Source organism: Flavobacterium sp. AC105 (genome assembly GCF_979258495.1).
On record NZ_OZ409860.1, the window covers coordinates 2,784,486 to 2,801,922 of the forward strand.

Sequence of the window (17,437 nt, forward strand, 5' to 3'; positions counted from 1 at the left end):
ATGTAAATCGCATTCGCCACCAAAACATAAGTGTAGCTTTTTTTCCATTTTTTTTGTTTTTTAGCTTCCATATTTTGAATGTTTTATTTCTTTAATTCTTGTTTAGGAGCTTCTATAGGCTGCTTTAGCGAAATAATATTTGATAATAATCTGTATGCGCCTGCAACGCCTTCCGGTAATTCTCTAAAAAAGCTCAAACCGGTGTAAATATAGTATCCTTTTCCGTAAGGAGCGACTAATAAAGCACCATTTTTAGGAGATTCGCCTTTATCATGCGACGATATAATAGGGGTGAAGGCCGCATCATATTGATCCGGATAATATAAACCTTGTTCTTGTGTCCAGCCTTCAAAATCTTTTGTACTGATTTTATTTGGCGTATTTAAAACAGGATGATTTGGCGCAAGGAAAGTAATTTGGGCATTTTCCTCAGTAACACGATCATTTGATAATTTTAGCGGATATGGCGCAATTTTATCTGAAACTAACCCATTTGGCGTATTGTATTGTACAATCATATTTTTACCGCTTTTTACAAAATCAAAAAGTATTTTTTGTTTGTTTGCCAAAGCGCCAACGGTATTGTAAGCGCGAATTCCTGTAATGACGGCATTGAAAGAATCTAGTTTTTCAGGCGTAATTTCTTCAGGTTTTATAATCGTGACTTTATAGCCCATTTGGGTTAAACTTTCCGGAACTTCGTCACCGGCACCCATAATATAGGCAATGGCGTCGCCAGAAGTTTTTAAATCAATTCGAATACATTTTGATTCAGCCGGTTTTAAAACCATTTGTTTGGTAATATGCGGATAATCAATAATGGTTTCGTCTTTATCAAAACGTTTATTGTCTACAACTGCGATGCTTTTTGCAACGGCTTCTTCCGGATTTACAGGCGGTGTGACTTCAAAATAAAACGTTTGCTCGTTTCCTTTTTTATCTAAAACAAACGGAATTTGTTTTGGGGAAACATTCCAGCTTTTAGGCAATTCTAATTGTAAAGTTCCTTTAATATCATCTTTTCCTGCTCGAACTTTTACCGGAATCATTTTGCTTTTTGTACTTCCAAAAAGTAAAACTTTCTCTAAAATTGAAGTGGTAACTTCAGGAACAATATCAAGAAAATTATACATTTCGCCTTTTACGCCATCATTGTATTTGTAAACAACGGTACGTTCAAACGGAATTTCAACATTATTTATTTTTACATTAAAAACAACTTTTACTTCTCTGATAATATCGGGAATCCCAATATTTTCCTGATTCGAAACCGTGTACATTCCAACACTTGCTTTTTCTTTTAACCAATAAGGCTGTGTATATTCAATGTTGTCCGGAATCTGAATCTGCAGGTTTATTTTTTGATCGTTATTGTTTTTTAAGATGCTGTTTTGAGCCGTAGTTTTATTATCCGGCAATGAAGTTACACTGGTCAATTGCATTTCGACAGAAGATCTGTTAATTGCTTCAAGACTTAATTTGATAGTACTTCCCGGTGTTGCTTCTTGTTCGCTTGCAACGGCTTCAAGATATAATCCTGAACACGATGCAATAATGTTTTTTATGGCAGTAGCTTTTAAAGTTTTCCAATGATCATCGTCTAAAGCTTCAATCATTTGATACGCTTTTGCCAAATCCGGAATACTTGCCGATGGATTGCTGAAATCATATTTCGCGATAATTTTTGCGATTAATTCTCCCACAGGTTTTCCGTTTTTAACACGGTTCCAGGTTGTGTCGATTCCGTCAAATAAATTATCACGTTCTTTAGGATTATCTCCATTAATAAGTTCTAAATATTCTGTTTCCTGACCACGGGCTCCGGTACTTCCAAAACCTTGTGATTGGTGACGGCTTCGGCTTAAAGCCGCAATTTCCTGATTCGATTTTCCAATTCCGGTATAATAAACACCCGTTTCAAGTTTGGTGAATTTTGATTTATTGGCGGCATCAAATTTTTCCTGACTTCCGTAAAACCACCACGACGGATTAAAAAACTGGCGTTTTACCTGCCAGGGTTTTACATATTTTAATTGTTCAGGATATATTTTTGAATCATTGGTTAAATTAAAACTTTCTACACTCAACATTGCTGACGATGTATGATGCCCGTGTGTTGTTCCCGGCGAACGGTGATCAAATCTATTGATAATTACGTCTGGCTGAAATTTTCTGATTGTCCAAACCACATCTGCAAGTACTTTGTCTTTATCCCAGATTTTTAAAGTTTCATCGGGATTTTTTGAAAACCCAAAATCATTGGCACGTGAAAAAAATTGTTCCCCGCCATCAATTTTTCTGGCTTCAATTAATTCCTGAGTTCTTATTACGCCTAACAATTCACGCAATTGCGGACCTATTAAGTTTTGACCGCCATCGCCGCGGGTTAGCGATAAATAGCCTGTTCTGGCATTCATTTCGTTTGCCATATAGGTGATTAAACGCGTGTTTTCGTCATCAGGATGTGCAGCGATATATAAAACTGAACCTAAAAAGTTCAATTTTTTTATTTGATTGTAAATTTCTACTGAACTTGGTTTTTGAGGTTGTTGCGCAAAAGAAATGGAAAAGCTTGTTAAAAAAATAAGAAGAATTTGTATCTGAAATTTTCGCATAGCGTAATTAAATGGTTTGAAAGTGCCTCAAAAATACTAATTAAATCTTTGAAGAGTATTTAAATGAAATGTTAATGTTTGGTTATTGATTTTCTTTTTTAAGAAAATTGATTGCAATAAAAAAGCTGCCAGAAGTCTGGCAGCTTTTTATGGAAAATGATTTACAACGTAAATCTTGTGGTATTTCCTAGGATTACAGAATTTATTTCAATTTGTTTTCTGTGTCTTTATAATTTCCAGTAATGGTAACATTACTGTTTTTTGTAACTTTTCCGTAGATTGTGATAGAAGAATCATTTCCGATAAAATTGATTTTTGCTCCGCTATTTAACCTTAAATCTCCCCAAATTACAACTGAACCTTCAATTTGCAATGTTGCATTGCTGTTGATAATAAGTTCTGTTGGATTTGATTGTTGGTATTTTCCTTGTGCAAGAGTTCCTCTCATATTAAAAGTTCCTCCGCTGTTTAATATTAAACTGTTTTGAACTGTGATAGAACCACAATGTGTTAATATTCCTCCGGAATTCACGATAACCGAATTTATTGCTGTTGAACCTGCGAATGATTTTACTTCATTAGAATTTAAAATCAAATCTTGTCCCTGATTGTATTTACCGTATTGCTCGCAGCTTGCAAAAGTGGTATTTGGTTTTTCCATTTTGATGATTTTCAAACCACCTTTTCCGCTTGCAACATATATAAAGTTCCCGCTTGATTTTACATAGTTTGAAGATCCTACAATACCAACAGTTCCTAATAAACTAAGCTGAGTGCCTGTTTTGTAAACATTTAAACCTGCACCGCCATTTGCTACAAATGCATAACCATCATTTACAGAAACTGCATTGGTTACATTATCTTCACCGGCAGTTGCAATTGCAATACTTTGTAATTTTGAACCGCTATTGCTATCATAAACGCCTAAACCATTATATCCTTCAGATACTAATAATTTTGTACCATCAAAATCCATTGTTCTTTTTGCACCGCTCACATCTGTAGATGTTGTAAAACTTTTTTGCAAGGCAAGAGTAGATTCATTGTAGATATTTACTCCTTTTTTTCCGCTTAAAGTCACAATTTTATCTCCGCTGATTGCTACAGAACGAAGATCTTCAAGAGATGCCTTTGCCGAAACTGTTTTTGTTGAAGCATTGATTTTAAATAAACTCCCGGTATCTCCCGTTACTGCAAAATAAGAACCTGAATTTGCCGCAACATCAGTAGTAACTCTGCTGTCAAGGTTGGTTACTGTATATTTATCAGTCAATAAACCTGAACTTAATTGCATATTAATTACAATTGAAGGACTTGTTAGCGATTGATTTTTATCAATATCAGTTGCTCCGGCAATAATTAGGTTTCCGTTTGAATAAGTAAGCGAGGTAATATCTGTATTTGCTATTAAAGCAGATGTAATCAATTTTGGTTTGTAAGGATCCGTAACATCAATAACGTCGATGGCTCCTGAATAAGCTTCTCCGCTCATTGTATACGCTACATACGCATAATTTCCGTTTACGGCTACATGATTAGCCTGCAAGGTTCTTCCGTTGCTGTCTTTTGGAGGATTTACTTCGGCAATTTGTACTAATGGTAAATCATTTGTTGCCTGAGCGCTTAATGATTTTGAAGTCGAAACATTTGTAATCGAAAGTACGCCTGAATTTGTGTAATCTAATCTTTTGTTTAAAGATGTTAAATCATTATTGATTTCTACATTATTGTCTTTAGCCTGATTGTTAGTAGTGTCATCATTGTTATCACAAAACGTAAAAAGTGACATGGCTAAAAATGAAAATAAATAAACGCTCTTTCTTATCATTATATTGGTGGTCTAATTTTTTTTTGCAAATATAAGTCATAATTATATTAAAATACGGTAAGGATTAAGAATAGTTTAACTTAAAACGTTGTTTTATAAGTATTTATGATAAATGTTCAACGTATTAACTAATACTCAATCAATTTTTAGTTAATTTTGGGTTAATTTGTAGGAAAAAAAAGAGAGCATCATTGTTGTTGATGCTCTCTTTTTGTTAAAAATAAGGTATTTACACCTTATTATCTTCTTCCGTGATTGTAAGGACCGTCGTGTTTGTGATGATCATCGTGTCTATCATCATGTCTGTCGTGTCTATCATCGTGTCGGTCATGTCTATCGTCGTGTCTGTAATCTCTATGCTCAGGACGATTGTATCCATAAACTTCTCTTGGTCTGTAAGGTCTTTGTGGCGCTCCGTGGTATCCTTTATAATATCTCACTCTGTGACGATCGAAGTATGTATAAGGAGTTCTACCGTGATAATCGTTCAAAACTACTTTATAACCTCCGTACAAATCATAATTTCTATATTGTCTTGGCAAGTAAGTTGTTCTAACCCATCTTCCTCCTCCAAAATAAATAAATTGCGAAGCTCTAACATCATAATATGCTTCAATATCCGGCAAATAATAGTATTCTGTTTCAGCGTATCCTGCAGGTCCCCAAGCTGGAGGAGTTCCTATATTTACGTTAATTGATACCTGGGCTTGTGTGGCATTTGCAACCAATAGAAATAATCCTGCGATTGCTATTTTTATTGTTTTCATTTTTTTTAGTTTTAATGTTAATCTTGTTTAGTGATATTCATATACTGTGCCAAAAATGAAAACGGGATGTATTTCGTCGGATAAAAATAGCGTTTTAACGAGTTGTTTTGCCTTAGTTTATTGGTAATGTTTTGATTTTTAAATTGTTTCGAAAACTTTAAAAATAGAAAAAAAATTAAGAATATTTTTTCTATTTGTATTCAACAACTCTGGGTTTTGCAAGCTCAAAACTTTGCAAACCAAAATCTGTAGTTTCAAAAGTATTGGTTTTAAATACATTATCTCCCTGATACGGAATCGTTGGATAATATGACAGTGAAAGCTGAAAGGAACTGAATACTAAATAGTCATTGCTGATTAATACGCCAATTGTAAATTTATTGTAAGCTTTATTTCTCATCATAGCATTATCCGGACTTCCTAATACTGCAATTGTATAGTTAAAAAACGGATTCATACGAAATCCTAAAACCGAATGTGGCGCATAGGTTTGGGTTTGCAGCGACAGCATCATTTTGTTCGTTCCGTAAAGAGCACTTTCAAAACCGGCCAGACCGTTTTGTTCATTTATATTAAGTTCGTCACCAATAATAGGTTCGCGATTTATCCCTAAAACTACTTTTGGATTAACGAATTGTCTCAGTTTCCAGTTTCCCAGTTTAAATAATTTTGTAAAATAATTAGATTCGAATAAAAAAGCGGTTTGATACGTTTTTGAATCATGAATAAAAGTTCCCAGTTCAAAATTAGTTCCGAAAAATCCCCATCTATAAAAATTCCCAAAAGAAAATTGCGCCCCAACATACGGTCGCCAAAGCTGATTTTTGTATTGATAACCAAGCGTTATGCCGTAAATCCTGCCTATCGGAACATCTTCTGTTTGTCCGTTTCGAAAGATATAGCTGTCCTTGATAAATTTTCGGGTATTAATCCCAATTCCAGTTAGGATTAGTTTTTCATCCGAATAAAAATGAGTAGGATCATAGAGGTCAGATGGAGATTCACCATAATTGACATTCAAAAAACGTTCGGAAACTATCAGATTTGTAATTCCGTTAATACGATCTTCAAATAATTTAAAAGATTTTCCTGCCCACAAATCCTGAAAATTTTCCTTAAAAGGCTGAAAGGCATAAGTCATATCCGGTGCCTGCAAAGTATCGCGTCTATAAGACTGACCTACCAAAACACCGCCTGCCCATTTGGTTAACGGAGAATAGAAACCACGTTCAACATCAATGCTTTTGTAATAATTATTATCTAAATCGATTTGATATTTTAAAACCGTACTAATATAGGTATTCTTGATATTTGGTATGGTATAAGTCGCATCATTACCATTTCGGCCATCATCAAACCTATTGGTAAAACGATATTCGAGTTGCTGTCCTGAACCAAAAAAGTCTTTTTCCTTAAATCCAATAGAAACCTGATTACTGGATATTGAAAACTTAGGAATTGTACTCCAGGAATCCAGAACTCGAATCGTAACATCGACAGAATCTGATGCAGCACCCACTAATTTACTTGTAAACCTTACGGCTGTAACATATTTTTGAGCCCTGATCAAACGTTCAGATTCCTGAACTTTATAAGAGTTGTAAGGAACGTTTCTTTTGAATAACAGTAAATTATAAATTGCTATTTTTTTGGTTTTCAGATGCAGTTTATTTCCCGTTCTTTCTCCCCAATTTCTTGGAGTTTGTGTAGTATCACTTAAAGAATGACCAAAAGGATCGAGCGTAATAATGTTTATGTTACGAATAATTTTTCCGTTATATCTTGCTGTATCGGTCTGAACAATAACTTCTTCTTTTTTTCTGGGTTTTCCCGATTTAAAAAAAAGTTTATGCAATGCCTGCGTGAATTTACGCTTTTTTGAATAGTTTCTAATTTTTGTATATACTGCTGCGCTGTCTTTTTTCTCTTTTACTTCTTTGGCCTCTTTTGTCTCTTTTTTTGTTTTATCCGATTGCGAATAAGTGCTTTGTAAGCAAAAGCATAATAAAATAAAAACTATTATTTTTCTGTTTAAAAGCATTAGATAATTTTTGTGGCTTAAAAGTGTTTCTGATATGAATATACTGAATTTATACCGTTATTTAAGACTTGGTTGTCTTTTAGTTGTCAATTTTGACTCTTCGAACCCTCCATGTAAATTTTTTGGGCATATGGTTTCCCATTAAATATCCCCAGGGTTCCAGCGATTCAATTCTCTCAAATATAATTTTTAAGATCGCTAAAAGCGGAATTGCCAAAAACATACCCGAAATTCCCGCCGCAGATCCTCCAATAATAATTCCTATAATGGAGACAAAAGCATTAATTTCGACTTTAGAATTAATGATAAGCGGAACAAGGATATTATTATCAATTAACTGAACAATAAGGTTTACAATTAAAATTGAAATAATAACAGAAGTTTCAGGAGTTCCGGTCAAAGATGCTAAAATGGTTATAGCACCGGCAATGCAAATACCGATATACGGAATCATGTTTAAAAGTCCTGTTATCAATCCAAGCAAAACAAAATATTTTACTCCAATAATCCAAAGACCCAAACTTGTTAAGATTGAAACTACGATCATTTCTAAAATTAAACTAAGAATATAATTGTTGATCGAAACTTTTATTTGTGAAAGAATATCTTTTAAAGCACCATGATCTTCTTTATTGACCAATTTAGCCAGAAATAAAATAAAATGGTCTTTATATAAAAGAAACAGAAAGGTATAAATAGGAATAATAGTGCAATCTAACAGAAGATCTGAAATAGATAATATGGCTGAACCAATAGTAGCTTTTCCGTTTTGAACAGAATCTTTTGTAACATTATCCAGGTATTTTTTTTGTTCGCCAATGCTTACATGAAAATAATCTTTTATGAACTTATGAATGTCTGTTATAAACGAGTTTGCATTCTTTTTTATCGTATCAAAATCATTGGCAATGTCACTTACCTGATAAGAGATAAAAGCTAATATTCCGATAATAAAAGCAGCAAAAACCAAAATACAGCATGCTGCCGCAAGATGTCTTGGAAATTTTAACCGTGTATGCAAAAAGGTAAAAATAGGAACTAATAACACCGCAAATAAAAAGGCCATTAATACGGGAGTAATAATATCTTTTCCGATGCAAAAGATAAAAGCAAAACTAATAAAGCTAACTAATATGAAGGCAAGTTTAGCATAAAACGGTAATTTTATGGTGTGAATCATTTTTATTGGGTGATTTTAGTAACTTAGAAATTGGTAAAACAAATATTATATTTTATTTAAAATATTACGTTTTAGCTTTTTCATATTCGGTTACAAAATTCCCATTCTAAGTTTAATCAAAAAACTCTTTGTGTTCGTATTGTGAAGGCATAATCGAAATTCCTTTTTGCAGTAATAAATTATTTGGGAAGATGATTTTTTCGCCGTCTTTCGTTTTCAAATTGACGTGAAAGGCACTTATGTCTTCGATTTCAGCCTCAATAGGAAAATCTTTATCATGAATTTTGATTGTATCTCCAATTCGGAAAGGAAAAGAAAAAAACAAAATCATTCCTGAAGTTATATTGCTCAAAATAGACCATTGCGCAAACATAGCCACGCCAATTACAGTTGCAATTGATGAAACGGTTATAAAAATATCCTTGGTATCTACGCCCCAAATCACGATTAAACTAATCGCAACCAAAATATTCATTAAAACATGAATGTACTTGATTACCAGATTAGTCCTGTGTTCTAATAATTGACTTGAATGTGCAAAACGGCGAATTAATTTTGCAATAATAACGCGCAATGCTACTAAAATCAAAAGAAGAATTAGGGTAGATACTATTTCCTGACTATATTCTTTAAAAGAAAACATAAATGAAATTTTACACTAAAGTACTCAAATATTCGTAAACTTTAGCTGTCGGAAGTCCCATAACATTCGTGTAAGAGCCTTCGACTTTTGCAACTGCCATAAAACCAAACCATTCCTGAATGCCATAAGCGCCGGCTTTATCATAAGGTTTGTAATTTTCGATGTAATATAAAATAGCTTCATCAGACAAATCTGTGAAAGTTACTTTTGTGACATCATTAATCAGGGTAGAAGCAGTGTTTGTTTTAAAACAAACCGATGTAAATACTTCGTGTGTCGTATTTGACATTGATTTTATCATTTGAAAAGCGTCTTCAGCATTTTTAGGTTTTCCCAAAGCTTTATTCTGATGCCACACAATTGTGTCACTTGTCACTAAGATTTCATTTTCTTTTAATTCGCCTTCAAATGCGCTTGCTTTTAATTCGGCCAAAAAATCCGTGATTTCAACCGCTTTTAATTCTGGCGGATAAATCTCTTCGATCTCTTTTAATCTAATTTCGAAATCAAGATCCAGATCTTTAAAAAATTGTTGTCTTCTGGGTGATCCCGAAGCCAAAATCAATGTATATTTTTTGAGTTTATCTTTAAGCATTGTATTTGATATTTAGTGAAATAACCAGAATTGATAAAATTCCGAAAAGTAAAATCAATTTTAAAACATTACTTAAATGATGAAAATCCTTTTGAGATTTAGCGGTAAATACTTTAGCTATAAAATATAAAAGCGGCGCCAAAACAAAAGCAAATGCATATAAAGTAACAATGATAAGATTGTTCTGAAAAAAATATTTATTAATATAAAGCAAGGATAAAATAAACGGAATAATAGCCAATCCGATAACAATTTTTGAAGTTCGGCTAATACCAATTGCAATTGGCAACGTATTCATTCCTTGATTATAATCGCCATTTACATCTTCAATATCTTTAACGATTTCCCTAATAAAATTTATCATGAATGCAAACAAAGCATAATCTATAAATATCGAAAACAAACTTGCCATTTGCGCCTGATTCTCGGCATTTGTTGCCGGAAAAAGATCAAAAACGCCAATAATAATAACGCTTAAAGCTAATACTAACGCTACAACAAGATTCCCTACAATCATAATTTGCTTTAAAGTTGTAGAATAAAAATAAAGCAATGAAGCGATCAAAATAAAAAGGGTTGCAAAACCTGGTCTTAAAATAACATTCGCTAAATAAAAACCAATTGCGACGCCAGTAAAATTTAATCCGATATAAATATTGTATGCCGCAGTTTCAGAAATTCCTTTTCCAATTACAACATCGTTTGGTTTGTTGATAGTATCTGTGGCAACATCAAAAATATTATTGATTACATAACCGGCCGCAGCCAATAAAACAGTACTTAAAACCAATAATCCATATTGCCAGTCAGCCAATGCTAACGGAATATTTTGCTGTTTTAAAAATGCATAACGAAATAAAACCTGCATAAAAGCAAGCATTAATAGGTTTTGGTAACGAATGAGTTTGAGGAATTTCATTTTTTTTTTAAAGGTTCTAAGTGGCTAAGTTACTAAGGTTCTAAGTTTTTTTAACATCAGTTGCAACTTTGTCAAAGTTTAAAACTTTGACAAAGTTAATCGCAAAGTAGTAAAAAGTCTATATCAAAAGTTTACATCAAAAGTCTATAAAGGCAAAGTTTTAAAGTTTTTTACATCAGTTACAACTTTGTCAAAGTTTTAAACTTTGACAAAGTTAGTCGTAACAATAAGAATTAATAATTCATAATTAACAACTAACAATTATCTAATCGTGCTTCCCGCTAAAATGTTCCATCCATTTTCCCTGCACCTTCATAACTTGTTCGATAACATCTCTTGCAGCACCTTTTCCGCCTTTTACATGCGAAATATAACGGCAAATATTTTTAATTTCAGGACTTGCATCTTGCGGGCAAGTTGGTAATCCTACTAATTTCATGACATGAAAATCAGGAATATCATCGCCCATATACAAAACTTGCTCTGGTTTAATATTATAAGAATCAGTGTATTCCTTAAAAGTTTTAACTTTGTCCGGAGTTCCTAAATGAATATCTGTAATGCCCAAATTGCGTAGTCTGACACGAACGCCTTCGTTGCTTCCGCCAGAAATAATGCAAACATTATAGCCACTTTCTACAGCTGCTTTCATAGCATAACCATCACGAATATTCATCGTACGAAGGATTTCTCCTTCGCTGGTTACAAAAACCGAACTGTCTGTAAGTACGCCATCAACATCAAAAACAAATGTTGTGATATCGTTCATTATTTCTTTATAACTTTTTGCCATTATTTTGTATAGATTGTGTTAGTATTTTATAGATATTCTTTTGATTTTCATTAGTTAAATATTCCAAATGTGCTTCGATTGTAATAGCATCATTGCGTTTTGCAGGCCCCGTTTGTGCATCAATTGGGTCTAAAGTATTTATTTTATTGGCAGTTTCCTGAATAAGAGGTTTCAGGATTTCGAAAGGAACCTGATGTTCTTCACAAATTTCCTGTCCGATTTGATATAAGTGATTCGTGAAATTATTGACAAATACAGCAGAAACATGCAAAGCTTTTCGTTGATCTGAATTAATGGGAAAAACAGCATTCGAAATGCTTTTGGCAACAGTTTCTAACTCTTTAAAATCAAACGTATTTTCAGCTTCCAGACACATCGGAACTATTGAAAAATCAATGTCCTTATTTTTAGAAAATGTCTGAAGCGGATAAAAAACGCCTTTTCTGTTTTTTGGATCTAGAACATCAAGAGAAGCCGCTCCCGAAGTATGAACAACAATTCGGTTTTGAAAAGGCAATTGCTTCGAAACATCTGCAATAGCTTTATCTGATACAGCGATAATATATAAATCGGCTTCCTGTAAATCTTCAAAATTATTTACAATTTTATCAAATTCAATCAGAGAAGCCAGCGTTTCTTTTTTTGCGAAAATACCTGTACAATTTCAACAACTTCACTTTTAGTGAAAGCTTTTATCAAATGTTGGGCAACATTTCCGGAACCAATTAGCGTTATTCGAATCATAACGCAAAATTAGCATTATTTTTTAAATGAAAAGACGCACAATTGCGCGTCTTTTTGTCTTTTTTATATGTTAAGGTAATAATGGTATTAAAACTTCACAACTCCTTTCGGTACAGTTTCACCAATAGTAGTTTTTGTAGCATAATCTAAATCCTTAGAAGAAGATAATTCAATATTAGCACTTGCTTCACCATCAACAGTAATGGCTTTGGATGAAGTAGAGTTAAATGCTACATTTTTGAAAGAAATATTTTTGCCATTATATATTTCAAAAACAGTTGGTTTTTCAATATCTAGTTTAGCATTTGTAATCTTTATTCCGTTTGCGTCAATGATTGAAAAGCCATTTTCAGCTTTTGCAATTAAATTAGAAATTTCAATATTTTGAAGATTCATTTCAGGTAAACCTTGAAGGAAAACGGCTTGATAAGCATCTTTTATAGTAATATTTTTTATTGAAATATTCTTGAATTGAGGCGTTTCTTCATTTACAGGAACCATTTTAGTATTGATTTTATTTCCGCCTTCGGCCAAAGTTTCGGCAATGGATTTTCCTCCATAATAAAGATCAAAAGAAATTGCCTGCGATGGAATATCAGTCATAAAAATATCTGAGATATAAATATTCTCAACAATTCCGCCACGTCCGCGTGTACTTTTGAAACGCAAACCAACATCAGTTCCCATAAAAGTACAATTAGAAACGTGAAGATTTTTTACGCCACCAGACATTTCACTTCCCACAGTTACACCGCCATGTCCGTGATAAACGATATTATTTCGAACAATAATATTTTCGCAGGCAACACCGCGATCACGCCCATCTTTATCTTTTCCTGATTTAATACAAATTGCATCATCACCCACATCAAAGCTGGAATTTTCGACGATTACATTTTTGCAGGATTCTACGTCAAGTCCATCGCCGTTTTGAGAAAACCACGGATTACGAACCGTTATATTACGAACAATCAAATCTTCAATCATCAAAGGATGAATGTTCCATGCTGGGGAATTCTGAAATACCGGACCATCAAATAAAACTCTTTTACTATTCTGAATACTGACCATTACCGGACGCAAAAAATCATGAATGGCTTCAAAATCTTCTTTGGTTTTTAAATCAAGACGCACGTTTTGATCCGCACCTTTAGAACCTTTTAAATATTGTTCAGATGGATACCAATTGTCTTTTTTATCGTTTAAAACTCCTCCGGAAGCCACAAACTTCTTCCATTGATCTTCTGTTAGTTTACTTTTTTTAACTTGTCTCCAGGCTTCACCGGAACCATCCCAAACGCCATTTCCTGTAAAGGCAATATTTTCTAGATTTTTCCCGTAAATAGGAGAGATGCAGCGCCAGGTATTTAATCCTTCAAAACTGGTTTCTATTATAGGGTATAAAGTTTTATCTGTTGAAAATTTGATTAAGGCTCCGGTTTCAGCATGTAATTCAAGATTACTTTTTAATATAATGGGTCCTGTAAGCCAGATTCCGGGTGGAATAATTACTTTTCCGCCGCCTTTTTTTGAAACGGCTTCAATAGCATCGGCGAAAGCCTTGGTATTCAGGACATAACCGCCATTTACAGCGCCAAAATCTTTTAGGTTTACTGTATTTTTAGGAATTACAGGTTCTTTGACTTTGTCCATTTTGAATTCTACTCCTTTATAAGTTTCTTTTGAATTTTGGGCACGTAAACTGTTTGAGCAGTTGATGATTAGAACTGTCAGAACTATATATAATAGGTTTGTTGAATTCGTCTTTATGCTCATTATTTTAAGAAATTATGGTTTGTTAACAGTGTCTTTTACGAAATTAGGGCTTTGATTTTTATTAACACTTCAATACAGTGTTATAAAATCAATAAATCTATATTGTAATCGATTACACAAACATATAAAAAATTATTGAAAAACAAATACAATGTTTGATTGTAATTTATTTGTAAATATATTCTTGTAATTTCTTAAAAATAATATAAAAAGTAATTCTCTTTTTAGTTTTTATTAACAAATGGCGAATAAAGTAACTCAACATTTTTAAGTACTTTTGTGGCACTTTTATACAATGTAATTCCCTAAAAATGGATAAAAAAATATTCTCTTTTTTGTTTTCTACACGTTTAATGTCTGTTCTCTTTTTAACATTTGCAATTGCAATGGGTGTTGGAACTTTTATCGAAAGTAAGTACAATACGGATACGGCAAGAATTTTAATTTATAATACTTGGTGGTTTGAGGCGATAATGGTCTTTTTTATGATTAATTTCTTCGGAAATATTAAACGTTATCAATTATTGAAAAAAGAAAAATGGGCAACTTTATTACTTCATATTGCCTTTATTTTTATTCTTTTAGGAGCTTTTATTACACGTTATATTAGTTACGAAGGTATGATGCCAATCCGTGAAGGTGCTGCAGAAAACCAGATTTATTCAGACAAAACATTCTTAACTGTTTTTGCAGATGGAGAATATAAAGGTGAAATGAAACGCAGGGTTTTTGAAAAAAACTTGTTGCTTTCGCCTGTAACCAATAATGATTTTACCCTTTCAGGAAAATTTGATGAAACTCCTTTTGATGTTACTTATGTGAACTATATTATGGGAGCAAAAGAAACTATAAAACCAACTGCAAACGGAACTTTATACCTTAAATTGGTCGAAGCCGGTGCTGGCGGACGTGAAGAACATTTTCTGAAAGAAGGAGAAGTTCAAAATATTCACAACGTATTATTTGCTTTAAATAAGCAAACTGACGGAGCAATTAATATTAATACAACTGGAGAAAAATACACCATTCAAACGCCTTTTGAAGGAAGTTTTATGCGAATGGCAGATAAATTTCAAGGAAATGTAACCAAAGATAATGTACAGCCGTTAATGATGCGTTCATTATATAGTATTGGTGATATCAGAATTGTATTTCCGGATCCTGCAGTTAAAGGAATCGTTGATTATGAATCTAATAATGATTATAAAGCAAAATCGCATCGTGACGCTTTAATCGTAAAAGTAAAAGCTGACGGACAGGAAAAAGAAGTTAGGCTTTTAGGTTCTAAAGGTAGTGTAGGAGAGCCTCAAACTGTAAAAATTGGAAAAATTGAGTACAGTTTATTCTACGGAAGTAAAGCGTATATCTTACCGTTTAAAGTAAAATTAAATGATTTTATTGCTACAAAATATCCGGGAACAGAGAAAAGTTATTCGGCTTTTGAAAGTAAAGTTACCGTTCAGGATTCTTCAGAAACCTTTGATGCCAGAATTTATATGAACCACGTTTTAGATCATAAAGGATACCGTTTTTTCCAATCATCATTTGATCCGGACGAAAAAGGAACAGTATTGTCTGTAAACCACGATTTCTGGGGAACTTCGATCACATATTTAGGATATTTTATGTTATTCTTCGGATTAATGGCCATTATGTTCACTAAAGATTCACGTTTTGCTGATTTGAAACGCAAATTAGAAGTTGTAAAAAAGAAAAAGAAAAATTAATTACCATTTTGGTATTAATGATTGGTTTGAGCGGTTTTGCGCAAGCACCACACGTTCATACGCCTGGTCACGATCACAATCATTCAGCAGATCCTAACGATCACGCCAATCATGTTACCGCTCCGCCAAGTGTTCGTCAGTTAGATTCATTATTATCAATTTATAAAGCTCCGGAAGCGCATGCAGCCAAATTTGGCCGTTTGATTATTCAGGATGCTGGTGGTAGAATGAAGCCTATCAACACTTTTTCTTCTGAATTGTTGAGAAAAGTAAGCCATGACGATAAATATAACGGAATGAATTCTGATCAGGTATTTTTGTCTATGACACAATACGCTCAGGTTTGGATTCAGGTTCCAATTATTTATATCAAGCCTGAAAATGATAGTATCCGCAGAATTATCGGAATTGAAAAAGAAGCAAAATTTGCTCCGTTCGTAAAATTCTTTGACGAAAACGGAAATTATAAACTTTCTCCTTATTTAGATGCAGCTTACAAAGCAGCAAATCCAAACAATTTTGAGAAAGATTTTATCGAAACAGATAAAAAAGTAAACTTAATGGAATCGGCGTTAAGCGGAAGCATCCTGAAAATATTTCCAATTCCGAATGATCCAAACAACAAATGGATTTCTTATTTGGAAATTGAACACGCAGGTTTAAAAGGAATGGATGCGACTTATGTAAAGCAAATTCTTCCGTTATATTTTAGTGCTTTAAATAATGGGTCGATTTCTAAAGATTTTAAAACTGCAGATCAATTGGTAGAAAGCATCAATGGTTTTCAGAAGAAATTTGGAAGCAAAGTACGTCCAAGCGAACAAAAAATTGATCTTGAAATAGCGTATAATACCTATAATATTTTACCAAAAATGTTTTATTGGTATTCTCTTTCAGGAATCTTTATGTTGATTTTTACACTTTTCAGCATCTTTTTCGATAAAAAATGGTTGCGAATTACTGTAAATGGTTTTCATATATTGATAGGTTTAATATTTGCACTTCATACAGTAACATTAATTGCACGTTGGTACATTTCTGGTCATGCACCTTGGAGTAATGCTTACGAAGCAATTGTATATGTAGCGTGGTCAACCATGTTCTTTGGTTTGGCTTTTGACAGAAAATCAAAACTTACAGTAGCATCTGCAGCATTTGTGACGGCGATGATTTTCATGGCAGCAAACGCCAACTGGATCGATCCTGAAATTGCTAATTTACAGCCAGTTCTTAATTCATATTGGTTAATGATTCACGTTGCTGTTATTGTGGCAAGTTACGGACCTACCGCACTTGGAATGATTTTAGGTTTTGTAGCTCTGGTATTGATTTTCTTTACCAATGAGAAAAACAAAGCCAAAATGGAACTAAACATTAAAGAAATCACTTATATCAACGAAATGTCAATTACAATTGGTTTGATTATGTTGACTATTGGAAACTTCCTTGGAGGACAATGGGCTAATGAAAGCTGGGGTCGTTACTGGGGATGGGATCCAAAAGAAACCTGGGCTTTAATCTCGATTATGGTTTATGCGTTTGTAATTCACGCTCGTTTTGTTCCGTCTTTAAGAGGAAAATGGTTCTTTAACTTAATGACAATGTATGCGTTTGTATCTATTTTGTTTACGTATTATGGAGTAAACTTCCACTTAGTTGGCCTGCATTCTTACGCAAGCGGAGAAGCACATTCATTAAGCTGGATTTGGTATTCATTAGGAACAATAACTTTAATAGGAATTGTAACGTATCCAAAATATCATAAATATTATAAAACCAAAAAGGTAAAGGCTAAAAAATAATTATTGT

10 protein-coding genes and 2 pseudogenes are annotated in these 17,437 nt (G+C 33.2%); 1 reads left to right on the plus strand and 11 read right to left on the minus strand.

What is annotated here, in order from left to right; translation table 11 throughout:
• Positions 1–83 precede the first annotated feature (83 nt).
• The 11 genes and pseudogenes from ACZ0AH_RS11555 to ACZ0AH_RS11605 form a co-directional block, all read right to left on the minus strand.
• Positions 84–2,615, minus strand: coding sequence for a PIG-L family deacetylase (locus ACZ0AH_RS11555; protein WP_463475951.1), 2,532 nt, complete (start codon positions 2,613–2,615; stop codon positions 84–86).
• Between the two features lie 202 nt (positions 2,616–2,817).
• Positions 2,818–4,443: an LVIVD repeat-containing protein gene (locus ACZ0AH_RS11560; RefSeq protein WP_463475952.1), complete on the minus strand. Its 1,626-nt coding sequence runs from the start codon at positions 4,441–4,443 to the stop codon at positions 2,818–2,820.
• A gap of 239 nt (positions 4,444–4,682) precedes the next feature.
• On the minus strand, positions 4,683–5,210 hold the full coding sequence (locus ACZ0AH_RS11565) for a hypothetical protein (protein WP_463475953.1): 528 nt from the start codon (positions 5,208–5,210) through the stop codon (positions 4,683–4,685).
• A gap of 190 nt (positions 5,211–5,400) precedes the next feature.
• Positions 5,401–7,251, minus strand: coding sequence for a hypothetical protein (locus tag ACZ0AH_RS11570; protein WP_463475954.1), 1,851 nt, complete (start codon positions 7,249–7,251; stop codon positions 5,401–5,403).
• A gap of 79 nt (positions 7,252–7,330) precedes the next feature.
• Positions 7,331–8,431, minus strand: a complete 1,101-nt coding sequence (locus tag ACZ0AH_RS11575; RefSeq protein ID WP_463475955.1) for an AI-2E family transporter — start codon at positions 8,429–8,431, stop codon at positions 7,331–7,333.
• A 112-nt stretch (positions 8,432–8,543) separates the two neighbouring features.
• Complete coding sequence (locus tag ACZ0AH_RS11580; RefSeq protein ID WP_463475956.1) at positions 8,544–9,074, minus strand: mechanosensitive ion channel domain-containing protein; 531 nt, start codon at positions 9,072–9,074, stop codon at positions 8,544–8,546.
• A 10-nt stretch (positions 9,075–9,084) separates the two neighbouring features.
• Positions 9,085–9,669 carry a Maf-like protein gene (locus tag ACZ0AH_RS11585; protein WP_463475957.1) on the minus strand — a complete coding sequence of 195 codons (585 nt, stop codon included), beginning with the start codon at positions 9,667–9,669 and terminating at the stop codon, positions 9,085–9,087.
• The gene (locus ACZ0AH_RS11590; RefSeq protein WP_463475958.1) at positions 9,662–10,588 is read right to left on the minus strand and encodes a geranylgeranylglycerol-phosphate geranylgeranyltransferase; all 927 of its coding nucleotides are present in this window, start codon (positions 10,586–10,588) and stop codon (positions 9,662–9,664) included. The genes ACZ0AH_RS11585 and ACZ0AH_RS11590 overlap by 8 nt, the downstream gene beginning before the upstream one ends.
• 265 nt (positions 10,589–10,853) lie before the next feature.
• Entirely contained in the window at positions 10,854–11,381 is a 528-nt protein-coding gene (locus tag ACZ0AH_RS11595; protein ID WP_463475959.1) for a KdsC family phosphatase, read from the minus strand.
• Positions 11,365–12,125, minus strand: a pseudogene (locus ACZ0AH_RS11600) (Rossmann-like and DUF2520 domain-containing protein). Before ACZ0AH_RS11600 ends, ACZ0AH_RS11595 begins: the two are co-directional and overlap by 17 nt.
• A gap of 87 nt (positions 12,126–12,212) precedes the next feature.
• Positions 12,213–13,895, minus strand: coding sequence for a glycoside hydrolase family 28 protein (locus ACZ0AH_RS11605; protein WP_463478107.1), 1,683 nt, complete (start codon positions 13,893–13,895; stop codon positions 12,213–12,215).
• Positions 13,896–14,212: 317 nt separating this feature from the next.
• Between ACZ0AH_RS11605 and ACZ0AH_RS11610 the strand changes: the two are divergent.
• Positions 14,213–17,430 (plus strand): annotated as a pseudogene (locus ACZ0AH_RS11610) (cytochrome c biogenesis protein).
• Positions 17,431–17,437 lie beyond the last annotated feature (7 nt).

Coding starts and splice junctions, on each gene's coding strand:
- ACZ0AH_RS11555 (WP_463475951.1), bottom strand. CDS start 2,615: ATGCGAAAATTTCAGATACAAATTCTTCTTATTTTTTTAACAAGCTTT.
- ACZ0AH_RS11560 (WP_463475952.1), bottom strand. CDS start 4,443: ATGATAAGAAAGAGCGTTTATTTATTTTCATTTTTAGCCATGTCACTT.
- ACZ0AH_RS11565 (WP_463475953.1), bottom strand. CDS start 5,210: ATGAAAACAATAAAAATAGCAATCGCAGGATTATTTCTATTGGTTGCA.
- ACZ0AH_RS11570 (WP_463475954.1), bottom strand. CDS start 7,251: ATGCTTTTAAACAGAAAAATAATAGTTTTTATTTTATTATGCTTTTGC.
- ACZ0AH_RS11575 (WP_463475955.1), bottom strand. CDS start 8,431: ATGATTCACACCATAAAATTACCGTTTTATGCTAAACTTGCCTTCATA.
- ACZ0AH_RS11580 (WP_463475956.1), bottom strand. CDS start 9,074: ATGTTTTCTTTTAAAGAATATAGTCAGGAAATAGTATCTACCCTAATT.
- ACZ0AH_RS11585 (WP_463475957.1), bottom strand. CDS start 9,669: ATGCTTAAAGATAAACTCAAAAAATATACATTGATTTTGGCTTCGGGA.
- ACZ0AH_RS11590 (WP_463475958.1), bottom strand. CDS start 10,588: ATGAAATTCCTCAAACTCATTCGTTACCAAAACCTATTAATGCTTGCT.
- ACZ0AH_RS11595 (WP_463475959.1), bottom strand. CDS start 11,381: ATGGCAAAAAGTTATAAAGAAATAATGAACGATATCACAACATTTGTT.